This is a genomic window from Acidovorax sp. HDW3 (assembly GCF_011303755.1).
Classification (GTDB): domain Bacteria; phylum Pseudomonadota; class Gammaproteobacteria; order Burkholderiales; family Burkholderiaceae_C; genus Paenacidovorax.
This window is the reverse complement of the sequence record NZ_CP049885.1, coordinates 2,803,662-2,818,832: the sequence shown is the minus strand read 5'-3', so window position 1 is coordinate 2,818,832 and position 15,171 is coordinate 2,803,662. Positions and strand designations below refer to the sequence as shown.

The 15,171-nt window shown below is 66.0% G+C and carries 17 protein-coding genes; 3 read left to right on the top strand and 14 right to left on the bottom strand.

Going from position 1 to position 15,171, the window contains the following annotated elements:
• Nucleotides 1–4 precede the first annotated feature (4 nt).
• The 13 genes from G7045_RS13050 to flgB form a co-directional block, all read right to left on the bottom strand.
• Complete coding sequence (locus G7045_RS13050) at nucleotides 5–685, bottom strand: histidine phosphatase family protein (RefSeq protein ID WP_166160021.1); 681 nt, start codon at nucleotides 683–685, stop codon at nucleotides 5–7.
• A gap of 89 nt (nucleotides 686–774) precedes the next feature.
• Nucleotides 775–1,995, bottom strand: a complete 1,221-nt coding sequence (locus G7045_RS13045) for an HDOD domain-containing protein (protein WP_166160020.1) — start codon at nucleotides 1,993–1,995, stop codon at nucleotides 775–777.
• Between the two features lie 12 nt (nucleotides 1,996–2,007).
• On the bottom strand, nucleotides 2,008–3,270 hold the full coding sequence (flgL, locus tag G7045_RS13040; RefSeq protein WP_166160019.1) for a flagellar hook-associated protein FlgL: 1,263 nt from the start codon (nucleotides 3,268–3,270) through the stop codon (nucleotides 2,008–2,010).
• Nucleotides 3,271–3,285: 15 nt separating this feature from the next.
• Nucleotides 3,286–5,259 carry a flagellar hook-associated protein FlgK gene (gene flgK / locus G7045_RS13035; RefSeq protein WP_166160018.1) on the bottom strand — a complete coding sequence of 658 codons (1,974 nt, stop codon included), beginning with the start codon at nucleotides 5,257–5,259 and terminating at the stop codon, nucleotides 3,286–3,288.
• A gap of 14 nt (nucleotides 5,260–5,273) precedes the next feature.
• Nucleotides 5,274–6,200 (bottom strand): flagellar assembly peptidoglycan hydrolase FlgJ, encoded by a 927-nt coding sequence (gene flgJ, locus G7045_RS13030; RefSeq protein WP_166160017.1) that lies wholly within the window; start codon nucleotides 6,198–6,200, stop codon nucleotides 5,274–5,276.
• 2 nt (nucleotides 6,201–6,202) lie between these two features.
• On the bottom strand, nucleotides 6,203–7,333 hold the full coding sequence (locus tag G7045_RS13025) for a flagellar basal body P-ring protein FlgI (RefSeq protein WP_240919228.1): 1,131 nt from the start codon (nucleotides 7,331–7,333) through the stop codon (nucleotides 6,203–6,205).
• Nucleotides 7,334–7,502: 169 nt separating this feature from the next.
• On the bottom strand, nucleotides 7,503–8,189 hold the full coding sequence (locus G7045_RS13020; RefSeq protein WP_166160016.1) for a flagellar basal body L-ring protein FlgH: 687 nt from the start codon (nucleotides 8,187–8,189) through the stop codon (nucleotides 7,503–7,505).
• An 8-nt stretch (nucleotides 8,190–8,197) separates the two neighbouring features.
• Nucleotides 8,198–8,980: a flagellar basal-body rod protein FlgG gene (gene flgG, locus G7045_RS13015; RefSeq protein WP_166160015.1), complete on the bottom strand. Its 783-nt coding sequence runs from the start codon at nucleotides 8,978–8,980 to the stop codon at nucleotides 8,198–8,200.
• A 33-nt stretch (nucleotides 8,981–9,013) separates the two neighbouring features.
• Nucleotides 9,014–9,754 (bottom strand): flagellar basal-body rod protein FlgF, encoded by a 741-nt coding sequence (flgF, locus tag G7045_RS13010; RefSeq protein ID WP_166160014.1) that lies wholly within the window; start codon nucleotides 9,752–9,754, stop codon nucleotides 9,014–9,016.
• A 25-nt stretch (nucleotides 9,755–9,779) separates the two neighbouring features.
• Nucleotides 9,780–11,060, bottom strand: a complete 1,281-nt coding sequence (gene flgE, locus G7045_RS13005) for a flagellar hook protein FlgE (RefSeq protein WP_166160013.1) — start codon at nucleotides 11,058–11,060, stop codon at nucleotides 9,780–9,782.
• A gap of 37 nt (nucleotides 11,061–11,097) precedes the next feature.
• Complete coding sequence (locus tag G7045_RS13000) at nucleotides 11,098–11,763, bottom strand: flagellar hook assembly protein FlgD (RefSeq protein WP_166160012.1); 666 nt, start codon at nucleotides 11,761–11,763, stop codon at nucleotides 11,098–11,100.
• A 17-nt stretch (nucleotides 11,764–11,780) separates the two neighbouring features.
• A complete protein-coding gene (gene flgC, locus G7045_RS12995) occupies nucleotides 11,781–12,185 on the bottom strand; it encodes a flagellar basal body rod protein FlgC (protein ID WP_166160011.1) in 405 nt (134 codons plus the stop codon).
• Nucleotides 12,186–12,205: 20 nt separating this feature from the next.
• Nucleotides 12,206–12,631, bottom strand: a complete 426-nt coding sequence (flgB, locus tag G7045_RS12990) for a flagellar basal body rod protein FlgB (protein ID WP_166160010.1) — start codon at nucleotides 12,629–12,631, stop codon at nucleotides 12,206–12,208.
• 168 nt (nucleotides 12,632–12,799) lie between these two features.
• Between flgB and flgA the strand changes: the two genes are divergently transcribed.
• The 3 genes from flgA to G7045_RS12975 all read left to right on the top strand — a co-directional run bounded on the left by flgA (nucleotide 12,800) and on the right by G7045_RS12975 (nucleotide 14,383).
• Entirely contained in the window at nucleotides 12,800–13,543 is a 744-nt protein-coding gene (gene flgA / locus G7045_RS12985; protein WP_166160009.1) for a flagellar basal body P-ring formation chaperone FlgA, read from the top strand.
• A 110-nt stretch (nucleotides 13,544–13,653) separates the two neighbouring features.
• Nucleotides 13,654–13,974 carry a flagellar biosynthesis anti-sigma factor FlgM gene (gene flgM / locus G7045_RS12980; RefSeq protein ID WP_166160008.1) on the top strand — a complete coding sequence of 107 codons (321 nt, stop codon included), beginning with the start codon at nucleotides 13,654–13,656 and terminating at the stop codon, nucleotides 13,972–13,974.
• A gap of 61 nt (nucleotides 13,975–14,035) precedes the next feature.
• Nucleotides 14,036–14,383 (top strand): hypothetical protein, encoded by a 348-nt coding sequence (locus G7045_RS12975; RefSeq protein ID WP_166160007.1) that lies wholly within the window; start codon nucleotides 14,036–14,038, stop codon nucleotides 14,381–14,383.
• Nucleotides 14,384–14,448: 65 nt separating this feature from the next.
• Here G7045_RS12975 and G7045_RS12970 read toward each other — a convergent pair whose 3' ends face one another.
• Entirely contained in the window at nucleotides 14,449–15,165 is a 717-nt protein-coding gene (locus G7045_RS12970; RefSeq protein ID WP_166160006.1) for an RNA polymerase sigma factor FliA, read from the bottom strand.
• Nucleotides 15,166–15,171: the final 6 nt, after the last annotated feature.

Genomic DNA, 15,171 nt, shown 5'->3' with positions numbered 1-15,171 from the left:
CCTCTTAGGCAAAGCTGATCAGGCCCGCATCCTGGGGCGCCGCAAGGTGCTCCAGGGTGTTGAAGGTTTGCAGCATCAGCCGCTTGGGGCGCAGGCTCAATTCGGTCACGGCGCTGTTGCGCAGGCGCATGTTCAGGCCAATGGCCGCCTCCGGCGAGGCGCCCAGCACCAGCGCCACGGCGGTGGAGATGGGGCCGCCGCTGCTCACTACCAGCACGCGCGCATCGCCCGCACCATGGCGGCGGCGCAGCTGCTCCAGCGCGGCGTGCACACCATCGGCAAACGCCTGCCAGCTGCCCATGCCTTCGGGGCTGATGGTGCCGGCCATCCACTGCGCCAGCGCGTCGCACAGCAGGCGAAAGTATTGTTGAAAGCGCTCGGGCCCCGTGGCCCCGGTCAACGGGCCGGGGTGGATGGCCCGCACCAGGGCCAGGCCGTCGTATTCATTGAGTGCCGGCAGCTGCTGCTGCTGCGGCAGCGCCTGGCCCAGGGTGGCGGCAATGCCGGCCAGGGTTTGCGCGTGCCGCGCCAGGGTGCCGGTATAGACGGCGTCAAAACCCAGGCCATGCGCCTGCCAGTGCGCGCCCAGGCGCTGCGCCTGCTGCAGGCCCAGGGGGCTGAGTTGGTCGTAATTGGCGGCGCCAAATGAAGCCTGGCCGTGGCGCACGAGGTAGAGGGTTCCCATGCGCGCGGATTTTGATGAAATTGGCCTCTAGCGCTTGTCAAGCAAGCGACAGCAGCTATTAAAAATGTAGCGTTTTGAGCCTGGTTGGCTCAGGTATTGGCGTCGCTGAGCACGCGCAGCAGGGCGCGGTTGACGTCTTCGGGCGGCATTTCCTGGCTTTCGCACAGTGCGCGCAGCACCTGGGCGTCGTCGTTTTCCAGGGCGCAAGCCATTTGCAGGGCGCCGGCGTAGGGCCCCGTGCCCTGGACGATGGCTTCGCTGATGCGCTCGGACAGCGGCAGGCGGCGCAGGGCGTTGGCCACGGGTTCGCCCAGCAAGTCGCCCAGCTGCCAGAACAGGCCGGTGAGATAGACCTCGCGCTGCAGCTCGTGCTCGATGCCGGCCTCGATCAGGTGCGCCGTCAGGCGCGCGCGCAGCACCATGGACTGGCGCAGCGGCTGCAGGTTCGGGTCCTGGCTGGCGTGCGGCAGCAGCTCGCCGAGCCAGCGCTGCAGCGTGCCGTAGCCCAGCATGACCAGGCCCCGACGCACCGAATCGACGCCGGTGCGCAGGCCCAGCGCTGCCGAGTTGGTGAACACCATGAAGCGGTAGGCCAGGATGGGGTCTTGGGCAATGATGTGCTCGAAGGCATCGAGCGATTGTTCGGCGTCTATGGCCTTCATCAGCCGCAGCACCGTGGCGTAGGCCGGCTGGGGCTGCTGGTGGCGCAGGGTAAAGAGCAGGTCATCGACCGGCCAGCCGGCCACGGCCACGGCGCGGTGCTGCTCCAGGCAATGCGCGGCCAGGGCCATGCTCGGCAGGTTGTCGTACATCTGGCCGTCGAGCAGCGGGCTCGGTTGCGCTTTGGCGCCAAAACCGCTGCCAGGGGCCGGGGTGATGCTTTGCAGGATGTGCACCGCATCTTGCGCCGACAGGCTCAGCAGGCTGTTGTCAAAGCAGGCGGCAATGTCGCCCGGCGGCAGCTGCGCCAGCTCGCCGCGCCAGACCATGCGCAGGCCGCGCTGGTGCGCCGCGCGCACGCAGGCGAGGATGGTGGCGTTGCCCAGCCAGTGGCCGCGCACCTCTATCCAGGGGCTGGCGGCGGGCGCTTTTTGCAGCAGCTGCAGCAGCAGCTGGGGCGATTGCGGCGCCAGCAGCAGCGGCGGTGATTGCGCCGACCACAGCTCCTGCAGCGTGCGCAGCAGGTGCGGTGCATCGACCATGGCGCCGGGCAGCTCCTGCACGTACAGCTGCACCGCAGCCAAGCGCCGCTGTGCATTCCACAGCGGTCGGTAGCCCAGAGTGAGGCTGCCAAGGACGGATTGCACCATGGGCGGGGCTTATCAGTTGATGAAGTTGAACAGCGTCAGGCGCTGCACCTGGGCGTAGGACTTGAGCGCCGCCTCGTAGCCGGTCTGCGCGTTTTGAAAGTCCGAGATGCCCTTGACCATGTCCAGGTCCTCGGCGCGCGAGCGGTCGCCTTCGAGCTGGATGCTGCGGTTGGTCTGATCGCCGGTGATGCGGTCGGCGCGGTTGAGCAACTCGCCGGCGTAGCCGCGCATGTTGTGCAGGCGCTCCATGCCGATGTCGAGGTTGTTCAGCGCCTGGCCCACGGCCTGGGCGGCGGCGTTGTTGTTGGCGGCGCCGCCGATGTCGCGGATGGCACTGTCGAGGCTGCTCAGCAGGCTGGCGCTGGGCTTCAAGGTAAAGCTGTCGCCGTTGGCCGGGTTGCCCTTGATGGTGAAGCTCAGGCCCGGGATGCCGGTGACAGTGACCTCCATTGGCTTGTCCGAGGGGTAGTCGGGGATGGTTACCGGGGCCGAGACGACGTTGGGGATGACGGTGGTGTCGGTGATGGTGTACTGCGCCGTCGTCGTGTTCGGCTGCGCCCCGGGGCCGACGCCGAGGAAATCGATGCGGTAGTTGTTGCCCGTGACCAGGCCGGAGTTGACGGGGTTGATGCCGCTGGTGGTCAGGGTGCGATCGACCGGGATGGTGCTGCCGGTGGCGTTGTACACGCCGTCGCGCTGGGGATCGAACATCAGCGCCGAATGGCCGTCGAGCGTCAGCGGCACCGTCACGCCGGTGCTCGCCGTTTGGCCGGGCTGGCCCTTAAATTCGTAGTCGGGGTTGCCTGAGAGCGGGCCCAGAAAGGCTGTGAGCTGGCTGCCCAGAGCGCCCAGCAGCGGCATACCGTTGGTGTCTTTGCGGTTGACCACATCGCGCAATTGCTCTTGCAGGCTTTGCAGCTGGCTGGCGTAGGTTTTGCGGTCTTCAGGCTTCAAGCCGCCGCTGCCCGAGGCGACGATAACCTGGCGCATCTCCTGCACCAGGCCGACGGCGTCGCCCAGGGTCGCTTCGGCCTGCGCCACGGCGCTGCGCTGCACTTCCAGGGCGCGCTGCTCGGTCTGGATGCGGTTGATGCGCATGAGCGAACGCTCGGCCTGGGCGGCGGCCACGGGGTCGTCGCTGGGGCGCACCACGCGCTTGCCGGAGGTGAGGTTTTCCTGCAGATTGCTCAGCTGGTTCTGGCGTTGGCTGACGTTCAGGCGGGCGTTGTCGTAGAGGTTGGCCGTGCCCAGGCGGGCGAGGGTGTTATTGCTCATGGCGCGCTCCAATCATCAACGGCTGACGGTTTGCAGCAGGCTGTCGAAAATGCTTTGTGCAATCTGCAGCATTTTGGCCGAGGCCTGGTAGGCCTGCTGGTATTGAATGAGTTTGGCCGCTTCCTCGTCGAGGTTGACGCCAGAGACGGCGGTGCGGTCGCGTTCGAGGTTGTTGGCGATGGCGGTGGACATATTGCTCGCGTATTGCGCGCTTTGTGTGCGCGTGCCCACCTGGGCGATGGCGCCGGCCCAGCCGTCTTGCAGCGTGGCGTTGTCGAACATCTGCACATCGCGCAGCTCCATCAACGCGCCGGCGTTGCCGGAGTTGCGCTTGTAGGCGTCGCCGTATTGTGGATCGAGGGCGTTGCCGATGGACACGGTGTCGCCACTCTTTGGGGTGCCCTGGAGGGTGATCTGCCAGCCATCGATATTGATGGACTGGCCCGAGGTGTAGGCGTACACCGGCGGCGGCCCGGGGTTGGTGGGCGTCAGCGGCACGGGGGGCGTGACGGCGGTGTTCATGGGCGTGCCGCCGTTGGCGACGGTAAAGCCACCGGTGCCGTTGAAGCTCAAGACGGCAGGCGTGCCGATGGTAGGCAGGGTCAGGGCGGGAATGCCCGTGGCCTTGAGCCCCGCCAGCTGCATCGAGCCGCTGTTGGATGTGCCCATGGCGGCGTTGATGGGATTGGCTGCGGCCAACGAGGAGGGCGAGAGCAGCTTGGCCTGGATGTTGGCAGCGGAGCTGGCAAAGGGCTTGAACAGCACGGTTTGTCCCGCTGCGCCCGCTGCCGTGAGGTTGAATTGCAGGCCGTCGATGTTTTGCAGCGCCGGGTCGGCCAGGCCGGCAAAGGGGGTCGCTTTGCCGTCGCTCAGGCGCACCACCTGGCCGGCGGGCGGGGTGGTAAAGCGCACTTCGTAATCGGAGGCGGCGAACTGCGTCGGATTGGCAAAAGTGACGGTACCCGCTCCCGTGCCATTGGTGGTGCCGATGATGCTGGTGGGGATCGAAAACAAATCCTGGCCCATCTGGCCGTCAAGCGTCAGGCCCAGCCTTTGCTGCTGGTTCATGGTCATGGCCATGGCCTGTGCCATGCGCCCGAGCAGGTTGCGGCCCTCGGCCAGATCGTGGTTGGCGAACTTGAGCAGTCCGTTCAATTCGCCCCCACCCAAGGTGGCCTCGCCCAACTCCAGTGGCGTGGCGCCGGGGCGGTTGAAGTACAGCGCCATCTGGCCGCTGCCGGGGTATTCTTTTTTCTCCATCACCGACATGGTCATGGGCATATTGCCCAGCACCAGTGGCTGGCTGCCGGCGATGAACAGGCCGACGGAGCCGTCATCGGCTGGGATTTGCGTCGTTTGGATGTACTGGTTGAGTTCGCGGATGAGCTGATCGCGCTTGTCCAACAGGTCGTTGGGGGTCTGGCCGTTGCCGCGAGCAGAGGCAATTTGCTCGTTCACGTCGGCGATGTTTTGCGCCAGGCTGTTGATTTTGCTGATGTTGTTTTGCAGCTGCTCGTTGACGGTGTACTCAATGTCGGCCAGGCGCTCGGCGGCGGTGCGAAAACGTCCGGCGGTTTCACTCATGCGCGTGAGCGTGACGGTGCGCGCCGTCATGTCGGTGGGCGAGTTTTTCACGTCCGAGAGCGAGCCCAGCATGTCGGAAATGGCCGTGCCCAGGCTGTCCTTGCCGCCGGTGAAAATTTCCTGCATCTGGTTCAGGCGCTCAGAGCGCACGGCGTCGCTCGATTGGCCCGAGGCGGCCATGGCCGCCTGGCGCGTGAGCAGTTCGTTGTGGTTGCGCAAAATGGTTTGCACATCCACCCCTTTGCCGATGTAGCCGTTGCCGGTGAACTGGCCTTGCACCGTCACCATGTGTGCCGTCTGGCGTGAATAGCCGGGGGTGCTGACGTTGGCAATGTTGTTGCCGGTGGTCTGCAGCGCGATCTGGTTGGCTTGCAAGGCGCGTGCGCCGACGTTCAAGAGACTCATGGCGTGCTCCTTGCTCAGACCTGTGTGCCACCGAGGCTGCGGGCCGTGGTGAGGTCAGCGTTGGCGCTGCTCGTTACGCGCTGCGTGCTGGCAATGGCGCGTGAGAGCTTGTGCGCGTACAGCGGATCGGTGGCGTAGCCGGCTTTTTGCAGTGCGCTGGCAAAAGCCGGGGCCGAATGCACCTGGGCGCGCGCTTTTTCGTAGCGCGGGTTGTCGTTGATGAGGCGGGCGTAGTCGCGAAACGAGTCCTCGTAGGAGTCGTAGGCGCGGAACTTGGCCGTCACCTTGCGTGCCTGGCCGTCGATGTATTCGGTGGTGGTGACCTCCGCCACCTTGCCCGTCCAGCCCTTGCCGGCCTTGATGCCGAACAGGTTGTAGGCGGGCGTGCCGTCTTTCTGGCGGATCTCGCCCTTGCCCCAGCCGGTCTCGTGTCCGGCCTGGCCGAGCATGAAGTTGGCCGGAATGCCGCTTTCGGCCGCCACGCGTTCGGCGCTGCGGCGGTGGTGTTGCACGAAATCGTCCAACCCCTTGGGCGACGCCTTGGTGGCGTTGGGGTTGCTGGCCACGGTGCGCGCGCTGCGGTCGAGGCTGAGGGTGGAGGGCACGGACAGCTCGGCCTCGCTGCCGCCCATCTGGCGCGTGAGCTGGCGCTGAATGGCCTCGGACAGCCCGCCGGGCTGGCCCGAGAGTTGCACCGACAGCTGCTGGTCGTACATGTCGTTGGCCAGGTTGCCCTCGGCGCCGTCGAGCAGGCCGGACTTCATGGTCGCCTCGCGCATACTTTTGATCATCTCGCGCATGAACAGCGACTCGAACTGCTTGGCCGCTTCGCGCGTGGCCTCGGGGCCGCTTTGCGTTTTCAGGGCGTTGAGCGAGCGCGCATCGGCAGCCAGGGCCTGGCGCGGCGAGGGGTTGCTCGATAGGGGGGCGGAGTAGGCCATGGTCAGATCACCTCCAGCTCAGCGTTGAGCGCGCCGGCGGCCTTGATGGCCTGCAAGATGGCCAGCAGGTCTTGCGGCGTGGCGCCCAGGGTGTTGATGGCGCGCACCACGTCGGCGAGCTGCGGCGCGGGCGGCAGCGTCATCAAAATGCCCGGCTCTTGCTTGACCTGGATGTCGCTCTTTTGCGCCACCACCGTCACGCCCTGCGACAGCGGGTTGGGCTGGCTGATGACGGGCGTGCTGCTGATGGTGATGGCCAGGTTGCCGTGTGCGATGGCACAGGGCCCGAGCGTGACCGCCTGGTTGAGCACGATGGAGCCGGTGCGCGCGTTGATGACTACCTTGGCCGCTGGCGTACTCTCAGCGACCTGGATTTCTTCGAGTTCGGCAATGAAGTTCACGCGCGCGCCGGGTTCTTGCGGTGCGCGCACCTGTACCGTGCGGCCGTCGAGGGCGGTGGCCGTGCCGGCGCCGCTGCGGTTGTTGATGGCCTGCGCCACCTTGCGCGCAGTCTGGAAGTCGGAGGCGTTCAGGCCCAGGGTGATGGTGTCGCCGTCGTTGAGCGGTGTCGGCACGCTGCGCTCGACCTGCGCGCCCTCGGGCACGCGCCCGGCCGAGAGGTGGTTGATCTGCACCTTGGAGCCGCCGGCAGAGGCGCCCGCACCGCCGACGACGACGTTGCCCTGCGCCAGGGCGTAAATCTCGCCGTCGGCGCCGCGCAGCGGCGTGGTGATGAGCGTGCCGCCCTTGAGCGACTTGGCGTTGCCGATGGAGGAGACGGTGACGTCGATGAACTGCCCCGGCTGGGCAAAGGCCGGCAGCTGCGCCGTGACGACCACGGTGGCCACGTTCTTGAGCTGCGGCGCGGTGGTGCCCGGTGGCAGCGTGATGCCCATTTGCTGCAGGTAGTTCTGCACCGCCTGGGTGGTGATCGGCATCTGCGTCGTCTGGTCGCCCGTGCCGTCCAGGCCCACAACCAGGCCGTAGCCCGTCAACTGGTTGCTGCGCACGCCCTGCACGGCGGCCACTTCCTTGATGCGCAGCGCCTGCGCCGGCAGCGCCGTGCACAGCAGCGCCAGGGCGGCGGGCAACCAGGCGAGACGGGACAGAAAGGGGGCAGGCAGACCAGACATGGCCCCGATTCTGGGCGCCACCGGCAAAAACTATAGGCCGATAAGACGGCGTAAAAGCGGCCAATTAGCCGCTCCCCAGTACCCCGATGCGGGGACGAAAAAAGCGTCAACAGCTATGTTTTTGATAGCTGCCGACGCTTGTCTGGTAAGCGCTGGATGGCTTTTTCTCTCAAAACGGCGTGATGGTGTTGAAGAAGCGCCCGAGCCAGCCCATGGCCTGTGCCTCGGCCTGCTCGCCCATGCCGCGCGAGATTACGCGCACGTTGGCGACGTATTGCGAGTCTATGGTGTTGCCTGGTGCGATGCGGCGCGGGTCTATGGTGCCGGAGAAGCGCAGCACATCAACGCTGCGGTTCACCCCCACCTGCTTCTCGCCGGTGATGACCAGGTGGCCGTTGGGCAGCACTTCGGTCACGGTGGCGGTGATGCTGCTCTCAAATTTGTTTTCGCTGCTGGTTTTGCCGCCGCCGTCAAAGGTGTTGGAGAACTCGGCGCCGATCTTGGTTTTGCCCTCGATGTCGCCGCCGACGAAGGGCAGGGCCGTGATGCCGCCGCTGACCTTGGGTTTTCGGCTGACGTTGGAGTTGGAGTTCTGGCTGGCCGAAATTTTCTCTTTGATGGTGATGGTCACCATATCGCCCACCAGGCGCGCGCGCGGGTCTTCCAGCGGTGGGCGGTAGCGCTGGCTGCTGAACAGGCTGCCGTTGGCAGGGGCGGCATCGGCAGTTGACAAGGCAGAGAGCGGCGGCGGTGTGGTGGCCAGCACCTCCACCGGCGGCGGTGGGTTGACGCTGGCGCAGCCCGTGGCCAGGGCCAGCAAGGCGGCGGGCAGGCTGCTGCGAAGGAGGGAACGCATGGCGAACCTCACAGTTGCGAGAGTTTGGCGAGCATCTGGTCGCTGGTCTGGATGGCCTTGGAGTTCATCTCGTAGGCGCGCTGCGCCTGGATCATGGTCACCAGCTCCTCCACCACGTTGACGTTGGAGGATTCCAGAAAGCCTTGCTTGATGTAGCCCAGGCCGTTGGTGCCGGGCGTGCCCTGCTGCGGCTGGCCGCTGGCGGCCGATTCCTTGAACATGTTCTGCCCCACGGGCTCGAGCCCGGCGGCGTTGATGAAGCTGGACATGGCCAGGTTGCCCAGCTGCTGCGGCTGCGGGTTGCCCGGCAGCGTGGCGGAGACGACGCCGTCGGCGCTGATGCTGACCTTGATGGCGTTGGCCGGGATGGTGATGCCGTTGGCAATCGGCAGGCCGTTGGAGGTGACCAGGCGCCCCTGGGCATCGACCTGGAACGAGCCGTCGCGCGTGTAGCCGATGGTGCCGTCGGGCAGGTTGACTTCAAAAAAGCCGTTGCCGTTGATGGCCACGTCCAGGCTGTTGTTCGACTGCTGCAGGCTGCCCTGGATGAAGTTGCGGCTGGTGGCCACCGTGCGCACGCCCAGGCCCAGGTGCAGGCCGGTGGGCAGCTGGTTTTGCTCGGTGGTGTTGGAGCCGACCTGGCGCAGGTTCTGGTAAATCAAATCCTCGAACACGGCGTTGTTGCGCTTGAAGCCGGTGGTCGAGACGTTGGCCAGGTTGTGCGAGATCACGTCCAGCTGCGTTTGCTGGGCGCTCATGCCGGTCTTGGCGATCCACAGGGAATTGATCATGGTGTTTCTCCTTGGCGGCTTTGGCCGTTGACGTTAGCCGTTGACGTTGAGCAGCTGGGCAGCGCTTTTGTCGCTGCTCTCGGCGGTTTGCAGCAAGCGCATCTGCTGCTCGAACTGGCGCGCGGCGGCGATCATGCCGACCATGCATTCGACGGCGTTGACGTTCGAGCCCTCCAGCGCCCCGGACAGCAGCGTGGCGTTGCCATCCTGCGCCAGGGGCGCGCCGCTGGCGCTGCGAAACAGGCCATCGTCGCCGCGCTGCAGCGGATCGGCCGCGCCGGGCGTGGCCAGCTTGATGCGGCCCACGGGGGCGGGCGGCTGGCCGGCGGTGGTGGCGGTGAGCGTGCCGTCGGCGCCGATGGAAATTTCAGCCCCGGGCGGCACCTGCACCGGGCCACCGCCATCGGACAGCAGCGGCAGGCCGGTGCTGGTCACCATCTGCCCGGTGGCCGTGACCTGGAACGAGCCGGCGCGGGTATAGGCCTCGGTGCCGTCGAGCCCCTGCACCGCAAACCAGGCGTTGCCGGCGGCCATGGCGTCGAGGTTGCGCCCGGTGCGCTGCACCGGGCCCGGGGTTTCGACGTGGCCCGAAGTGGCTTCCAGGGCGAACACCCGCGTCTTGGCGCCATCGCCCTGCAGCGGCACCGAGCGGAAGGTGGACATTTCGGCGCGAAAGCCGTTGGTCGCCACGTTCGCCAGGTTGTTGGACAGCACCGCCTGCCGGTGTGCGGCGGCGTTGGCGCCGGTCATGGAGGTGTAGATGATGCGGTCCATGGCAAGGGCCCCGGTTCAGCGCGCGTCAGCGCAGGTTGACCAGGGTGGACATCACCTGGTCCTGGGTCTTGATGGTCTGGGCGTTGGCCTGGTAGGCGCGCTGCGCAGTCATCATGTTGACGAGCTCGGCCGTCAGATCGACGTTGGAGTCTTCGAGCGCGCCCGAGCGCAGAGCACCAAAGGTACCGTTGGTCGGCTGGCCGAGCGAGGGTTGGCCCGATTCGAAGGTTTCGACCCAGAGGTTGTTGCCGATATCCGACAGGCCTTGGGTGTTGCGGAATGTGGCCAGGGCCACAGCCCCCTCCGGGCGCGTGACGCCGTTGGAGTAGCGTGTGAGGATGGTGCCGTCGGCGCCGATGTTGATGCCGGTGAGTTGACCGGCGGTGTAGCCGTCTTGTGTCAGGTCGGAAACGGCGAATTTGGTGCCAAATTGGGTCACGCCATCAAGGTTGACCTGCACGGTGTACGCAGGCAGGTTGTTCGGGTTGGGCGTGGGCGGGGCAATGGTCACCGGCAGCTGAAAACCGGTGGCTGGTGGCGCGGCGGCTGGGCCCGTGATCTTGCCGTTGTTGTCAAACGTGATTTGGCCGATGGGCGTGGCCACTACCGGCGGTACGGCAGCTGGGTCGTCGAGCTGCGTATAGACATCCCAGGTGTTGGCCGTAGCGGTCTTCTGAAAATACAGGTTGACCTTGGTGGGCACACCCTGGCTGTCGTAGACGTTGATCGATGTGCCGTAGGTGGAGCGCGGCGTCATCGGAATGGGCGGCACGGCCGCTGGGTTGCCGGCGGCGTCCGGGGCGCGGGCGTCGAGGTTGAAGGCAGCTTTGATGGCAGTGGTTTGCTTGGCCGGAATCGGGGTCCCCGGGGGGAAGACCATGGGCTGGAGCACCCCGGTCGCGGCCTGGCCCGTGGTGGGGTTGACGGCGTAGCCCATCAACTGACCATAGTTATTGGTGATGACGTTGCCGTTTTTGTCGAGCTTGAAATTGCCCGCGCGGGTGTAGGCCAGGCTGCCGTCGCTCTGCTGGATCTGGAAGAAGCCGTTGCCGTTGATGGCCACATCCAGGTTGTTGCCGGTGACGGAGATGCTGCCTTGCGTGAACTGCTGTGCAATGTCATCGACCATGACGCCGATGCCGCCGTTGGTGCCGTTGGCCGAGCCGATGGCGGAGGCCACCATTTCGGCAAACTCCGTGCGCGAGGCTTTGAAGCCCACGGTGCCCGAGTTGGCGATGTTGTGGCCAATCACGTCCAGGTTTTTGCTGGAGGCGTTGAGCCCGGAGAGGCCTTGTTGGAATCCCATGGTGTGCTCCTGATCGGAAATGTGCGGCTGCGGGCGCTCAGACCACGCTGCGAATCTTGCTGTAGGCGACGGTTTCGCCCGTATCCAGGGTCAGCATCAGCTGGCCGCCTTCTGTACTCGTGCCCTGCACCTTGGCCTGCATCAGGGCGGTGCTGTCCACGGCGGCGCCGTCCTTGTTGGTGGCCACGACCTTGAAGCGCAGCGTGCTCTTGTCGCCGCTGTAGCCGCTGGCGTCCCACTGCACCTGCTGGCGGCCTGCGGCCTGCGCGCCCATGTCGATGGTGTGCAGCAGCTCGCCGCCGGCGGTGCTGATCTCCACCTTCACCGAGGAGGCGGCGCCAGCGAGTTCAAATGCCCCCTGGGCCTGGCCTTTGTCGGAGACGGCCAGGTGGTTGCCCTCGGTCAGCACGTCGCGCCCAATCATCATCGTGCCCTGCAGCGACTGCATGGCGGCAAACTGCTCGGCCATGGTTTGCATGGTCAGATTGAGCTGCTGGATGCCGGTGACGGTGTTGATCTGCGCCATCTGTGAGGTCATCTGCGCGTTGTCCAGCGGGTTCATCGGGTCCTGGTTGTTGAGCTGGGCCACGAGCAGCTTCAAAAACCGGTCTTGCGCCGCCTGCGGATCGGTGCCCGAAGCCTTGGTCGATGTGGTACTGGCGCCGGCGTCGATTGCGCTGGTGTCGATGGGAGAGATGAACATGGCGTGGCCCCTTCGGTTTACTGGCCCATCTGCAGGGTCTTGAGCAGCAGCGTCTTGGCGGTGTTCATGACCTCGACGTTGTTCTGGTACGAGCGCGAGGCCGAGATCATGTTGACCATCTCATCGACGGCGCTGACGTTGGAGTGGTTGACGTAGCCCTCGCCGTCGGCCGAGGGGTGGCTCGGGTCGAACACGCGCCGCCCCGGCGCCTGGCTCTCCTCGATGCGGCTGACGCGTACGCCGGCGGCGGTGTCGTCGCCCATGGTTTGCGTCTGGAACACCACCTGGCGCGCCTTGTACGCCTGGCCATCGGGGCCGGCAACGGCGTCCACGTTCGCCAGGTTGCTGGCGACCACGTTCAGGCGCTGCGATTGGGCGCTGATGGCGCTGCCCGAGACGTTGAAGATGGAAAACATCGACATGGCGAGGCTCCTTATGGCGCTTACTGGCCCTGGATGGCGCTGAGCATGGTTTTGGCGCTGCCGTTGATGAAACGCAGCGCTGCCTCGTAGCGCACCGAGTTGTCAACAAAGTTGGCGCGCTCGCGGTCCATGTCCACGGTGTTCTTGTCCATGCTGGGCTCGGTCTGCAGGCCGTAGCCCAGGGCGCCGGGCTGGGGCTCGCCGCTGCGGGCGGCGGGCAGGGGAATGTGGCGTGGGTCGGTGGCGCCATTGCTGCCGAGCTTTTGTGCCAGCGCGTTGCCATCGTCCGTGGCGGCGCGCAGGGCGTCGGCAAACTGAAAATCGCGGGCAACGTAGCCGGGCGTGTCGGCGTTGGCAATATTGCTCGCGATGATGCGCTGGCGCTCAGCGCGCAGCTGTAGCGCGTTGCCTTGAAATGCCAGTGGTTGCGTCAACTTATCGAGCATGGTGTGCCTCGGTTCGGGCCTGGTGGGTCGTGCAGCGATTGTGAAAGTCGCCCCATTTTTCTAAAGCCCGAAGAACGCCGCTTTGGTTGCGCAATTTCCGCCATGGCGCTGCGGCGTGCGCCGCTACAGTGCAGGCGTTATAGAGCCGCTACGGTTTGGAAGGCTGCCATGAAATCCCTCTCCCCCCCCCTTTGGAGCTGGCTGCGCCGTGCGCTGCCCGGCCTGCTGCTGGGCTGGGCGCTGGGCGTGGCGGCGCAGACGGCGCCCGCGCCCGATGCCCTGGCCGACATTGGCCCGGCCACCCAGCGCTGGCTCGATGGCGCCTTGCAGCAAGCCCAGGCCAGTGGTGCGGGCCTGCGCATGGAGGTGCAGGTCGGCCAGCTCGATCCGCGCCTGCGTCTGGCGCCTTGCGCGCGCGTCGAGCCTTATCTGCCCGCAGGCTCGCGCCTGTGGGGGCGCACGCGCCTGGGGCTGCGCTGCGTGGAAGGCGCGGTGCAGTGGAATGTGTTTTTGCCCATCACCGTCAAAGCCTGGGGCCCGGCCTGGGTGCTGGCGGGCAACGTCAACGCTGGCAAGGTGCTGGCGGCTGGCGATGCGATGCAAGACGAGGTCGATTGGGCGGCGGACTTTGCCGCCGTGATGGCCAACCCCGAAGCCTGGATAGGCCAGGTCGCCGCGCGCCCGCTGATGGCGGGCCAAACCCTGCGCCAGGGCATGGTGCGGGCCCCGGAGTTGTTTCGTGCGGGCGCCCAGGTGCGCGTGACGGTGCAGGGGCCCGGGTATGTCGTCACCTCTGCGGGCCAGGCCCTGGGGGCGGGCGCTGTGGGGCAAATGGTACGGGTGCGCATGGACAATGGCCGTATCATCAGCGGCACTGTGTCTGAGGATGGGACGGTGGGTGTGGCGCTGTAAGTGCCTGCTTCACCTTTGTAAAAAAGCACAAAAATGCCTCAAGTTTGCGACCTCCGCGCCGAAAACATGGACACGCAAACCCCCGCCCTCTCAGGGCAGCGGAGAGAACCATGAAAATAGGTCAACACCCGGAAATCGCCAACGCGCTCGCGCAATCAACGCCTGCCAAGCAATTGGCCAGGGCTGCCGCGCCGGTTGCCCAGGCCGTGGCGCAGAGCTCTACGGCGGCCAAAAATGGTGCCCCGGTGTCCCTGTCCAATGCCGCGCGCAGCCTGGAGGCCAGCAGCCGCAACCAGGGCGATTTCGACGCTGACAAGGTCAAGGCCATGCGCGCCGCCATTCAAAACGGCACTTTCAAAATCAACGCCGGTGCCATCGCCGACAAGCTCCTGGCCAATGCCCAAGAGGTGCTGGTGCGCGCCAGCTACTAAGCTTTGTCACGCCGCCGCCCCTGTTTTTCTCTCTTTGCGTAGCCCCTGGGCGGCTTGATTCATGGATCTGGAATTTCTCCTCGCCGGCACCGAAGACACCGTGCACGCCGCTGCCCAAGCCCTGCTGGCAGCCGATGCCCAGGCACTCGAGCGCAGCAGCGAATTACTGCGCAGCGCCGCCGGCGCCCTGGCGCAAATCCTGGGCCAGCCTGGCTCGCTTCCCCTCACTGAAGACCAATCCCAGCGTTTGCGCGCCCTGAGCGCCCGCTTGGTGCAGGTGCGCGATCAGCTCGCCCGCGTCACGGCCTTGACCAACAGCCAGGCCGCCAGCGTACTGCCGTCCACCGAAAAGGCCACCTATGGCAGCTCCGCCGGCGGGGGGGCGCGCATCTACCGTGCACTGGGTTGATTGCTATCAAAATGATAGCTACTCGCGCTTGCTGGATAAGCGCTAGAGCCTGATTTGGCTTGAAATCAGTGGGCGCGCATCTTGGTGCGCAGGCGGGCAATGGCCTGGCTGTGCAGCTGGCACACGCGCGATTCGGTGACGCCGAGCACGGCGGCAATTTCCTTGAGGTTCATGTCGTGCTCGTAGTACATGCCCATGATGTACTGCTCGCGCTCGGGCAGGGCGTTGATGGCGTCGATGAGTGCGCCGCGCAGGCGCTGGTCGCGCAGCAGGGCCAGCGGGTCGGCGCTGGCGTCGGCCACGTGGCGGTCGAGAAAACCGTCGTCGCCCTCGTCGCCGTACTGCATGTCTTCGAGGTACACCAGCTGCGTGCCGCGCACCTTGCCCAGCAGGCTTTGGTATTCCTCCAGGCTCACGCCCAGTTCGGCGGCAATTTCAGATTCGAGCGGGCTGCGCCCCAGGCGCTGCTCGACACGGTGCAGCGCTTGTTCGATGTCTTTTTGGCTCTTGCGCGAGCTGCGGCTCATCCAGTCGCTGCCGCGCAGCTCATCGAGCATGGCGCCACGTATGCGCTGGCTGGCGAAAGTCTCGAACTGCACGCCCTGCGCCGCCTCGAAGCGCGAGAGCGCTTCCGCCAGACCGATCATGCCGACCTGGATCAGGTCGTCCACCTCCACGTTCGGCGGCAGCTTGGCGATCATGTGGTGCGCAATGCGGCGCACCAGCGGCGCGTGCTGGCGCAGCAAGGCGTTGCGATCGAGCTGACCTTTGGCGGTGTACATCACGGC

Bases quoted from the DNA above. Each gene is read 5' to 3' on its own strand.
- G7045_RS13050 (WP_166160021.1), bottom strand. From the start codon at position 685: ATGGGAACCCTCTACCTCGTGCGCCACGGCCAGGCTTCATTTGGCGCC.
- G7045_RS13045 (WP_166160020.1), bottom strand. From the start codon at position 1,995: ATGGTGCAATCCGTCCTTGGCAGCCTCACTCTGGGCTACCGACCGCTG.
- flgL (WP_166160019.1), bottom strand. From the start codon at position 3,270: ATGAGCAATAACACCCTCGCCCGCCTGGGCACGGCCAACCTCTACGAC.
- flgK (WP_166160018.1), bottom strand. From the start codon at position 5,259: ATGAGTCTCTTGAACGTCGGCGCACGCGCCTTGCAAGCCAACCAGATC.
- flgJ (WP_166160017.1), bottom strand. From the start codon at position 6,200: ATGGCCTACTCCGCCCCCCTATCGAGCAACCCCTCGCCGCGCCAGGCC.
- G7045_RS13025 (WP_240919228.1), bottom strand. From the start codon at position 7,333: ATGTCTGGTCTGCCTGCCCCCTTTCTGTCCCGTCTCGCCTGGTTGCCC.
- G7045_RS13020 (WP_166160016.1), bottom strand. From the start codon at position 8,189: ATGCGTTCCCTCCTTCGCAGCAGCCTGCCCGCCGCCTTGCTGGCCCTG.
- flgG (WP_166160015.1), bottom strand. From the start codon at position 8,980: ATGATCAATTCCCTGTGGATCGCCAAGACCGGCATGAGCGCCCAGCAA.
- flgF (WP_166160014.1), bottom strand. From the start codon at position 9,754: ATGGACCGCATCATCTACACCTCCATGACCGGCGCCAACGCCGCCGCA.
- flgE (WP_166160013.1), bottom strand. From the start codon at position 11,060: ATGGGATTCCAACAAGGCCTCTCCGGGCTCAACGCCTCCAGCAAAAAC.
- G7045_RS13000 (WP_166160012.1), bottom strand. From the start codon at position 11,763: ATGTTCATCTCTCCCATCGACACCAGCGCAATCGACGCCGGCGCCAGT.
- flgC (WP_166160011.1), bottom strand. From the start codon at position 12,185: ATGTCGATGTTTTCCATCTTCAACGTCTCGGGCAGCGCCATCAGCGCC.
- flgB (WP_166160010.1), bottom strand. From the start codon at position 12,631: ATGCTCGATAAGTTGACGCAACCACTGGCATTTCAAGGCAACGCGCTA.
- flgA (WP_166160009.1), top strand. From the start codon at position 12,800: ATGAAATCCCTCTCCCCCCCCCTTTGGAGCTGGCTGCGCCGTGCGCTG.
- flgM (WP_166160008.1), top strand. From the start codon at position 13,654: ATGAAAATAGGTCAACACCCGGAAATCGCCAACGCGCTCGCGCAATCA.
- G7045_RS12975 (WP_166160007.1), top strand. From the start codon at position 14,036: ATGGATCTGGAATTTCTCCTCGCCGGCACCGAAGACACCGTGCACGCC.
- G7045_RS12970 (WP_166160006.1), bottom strand. From the start codon at position 15,165: ATGTACACCGCCAAAGGTCAGCTCGATCGCAACGCCTTGCTGCGCCAG.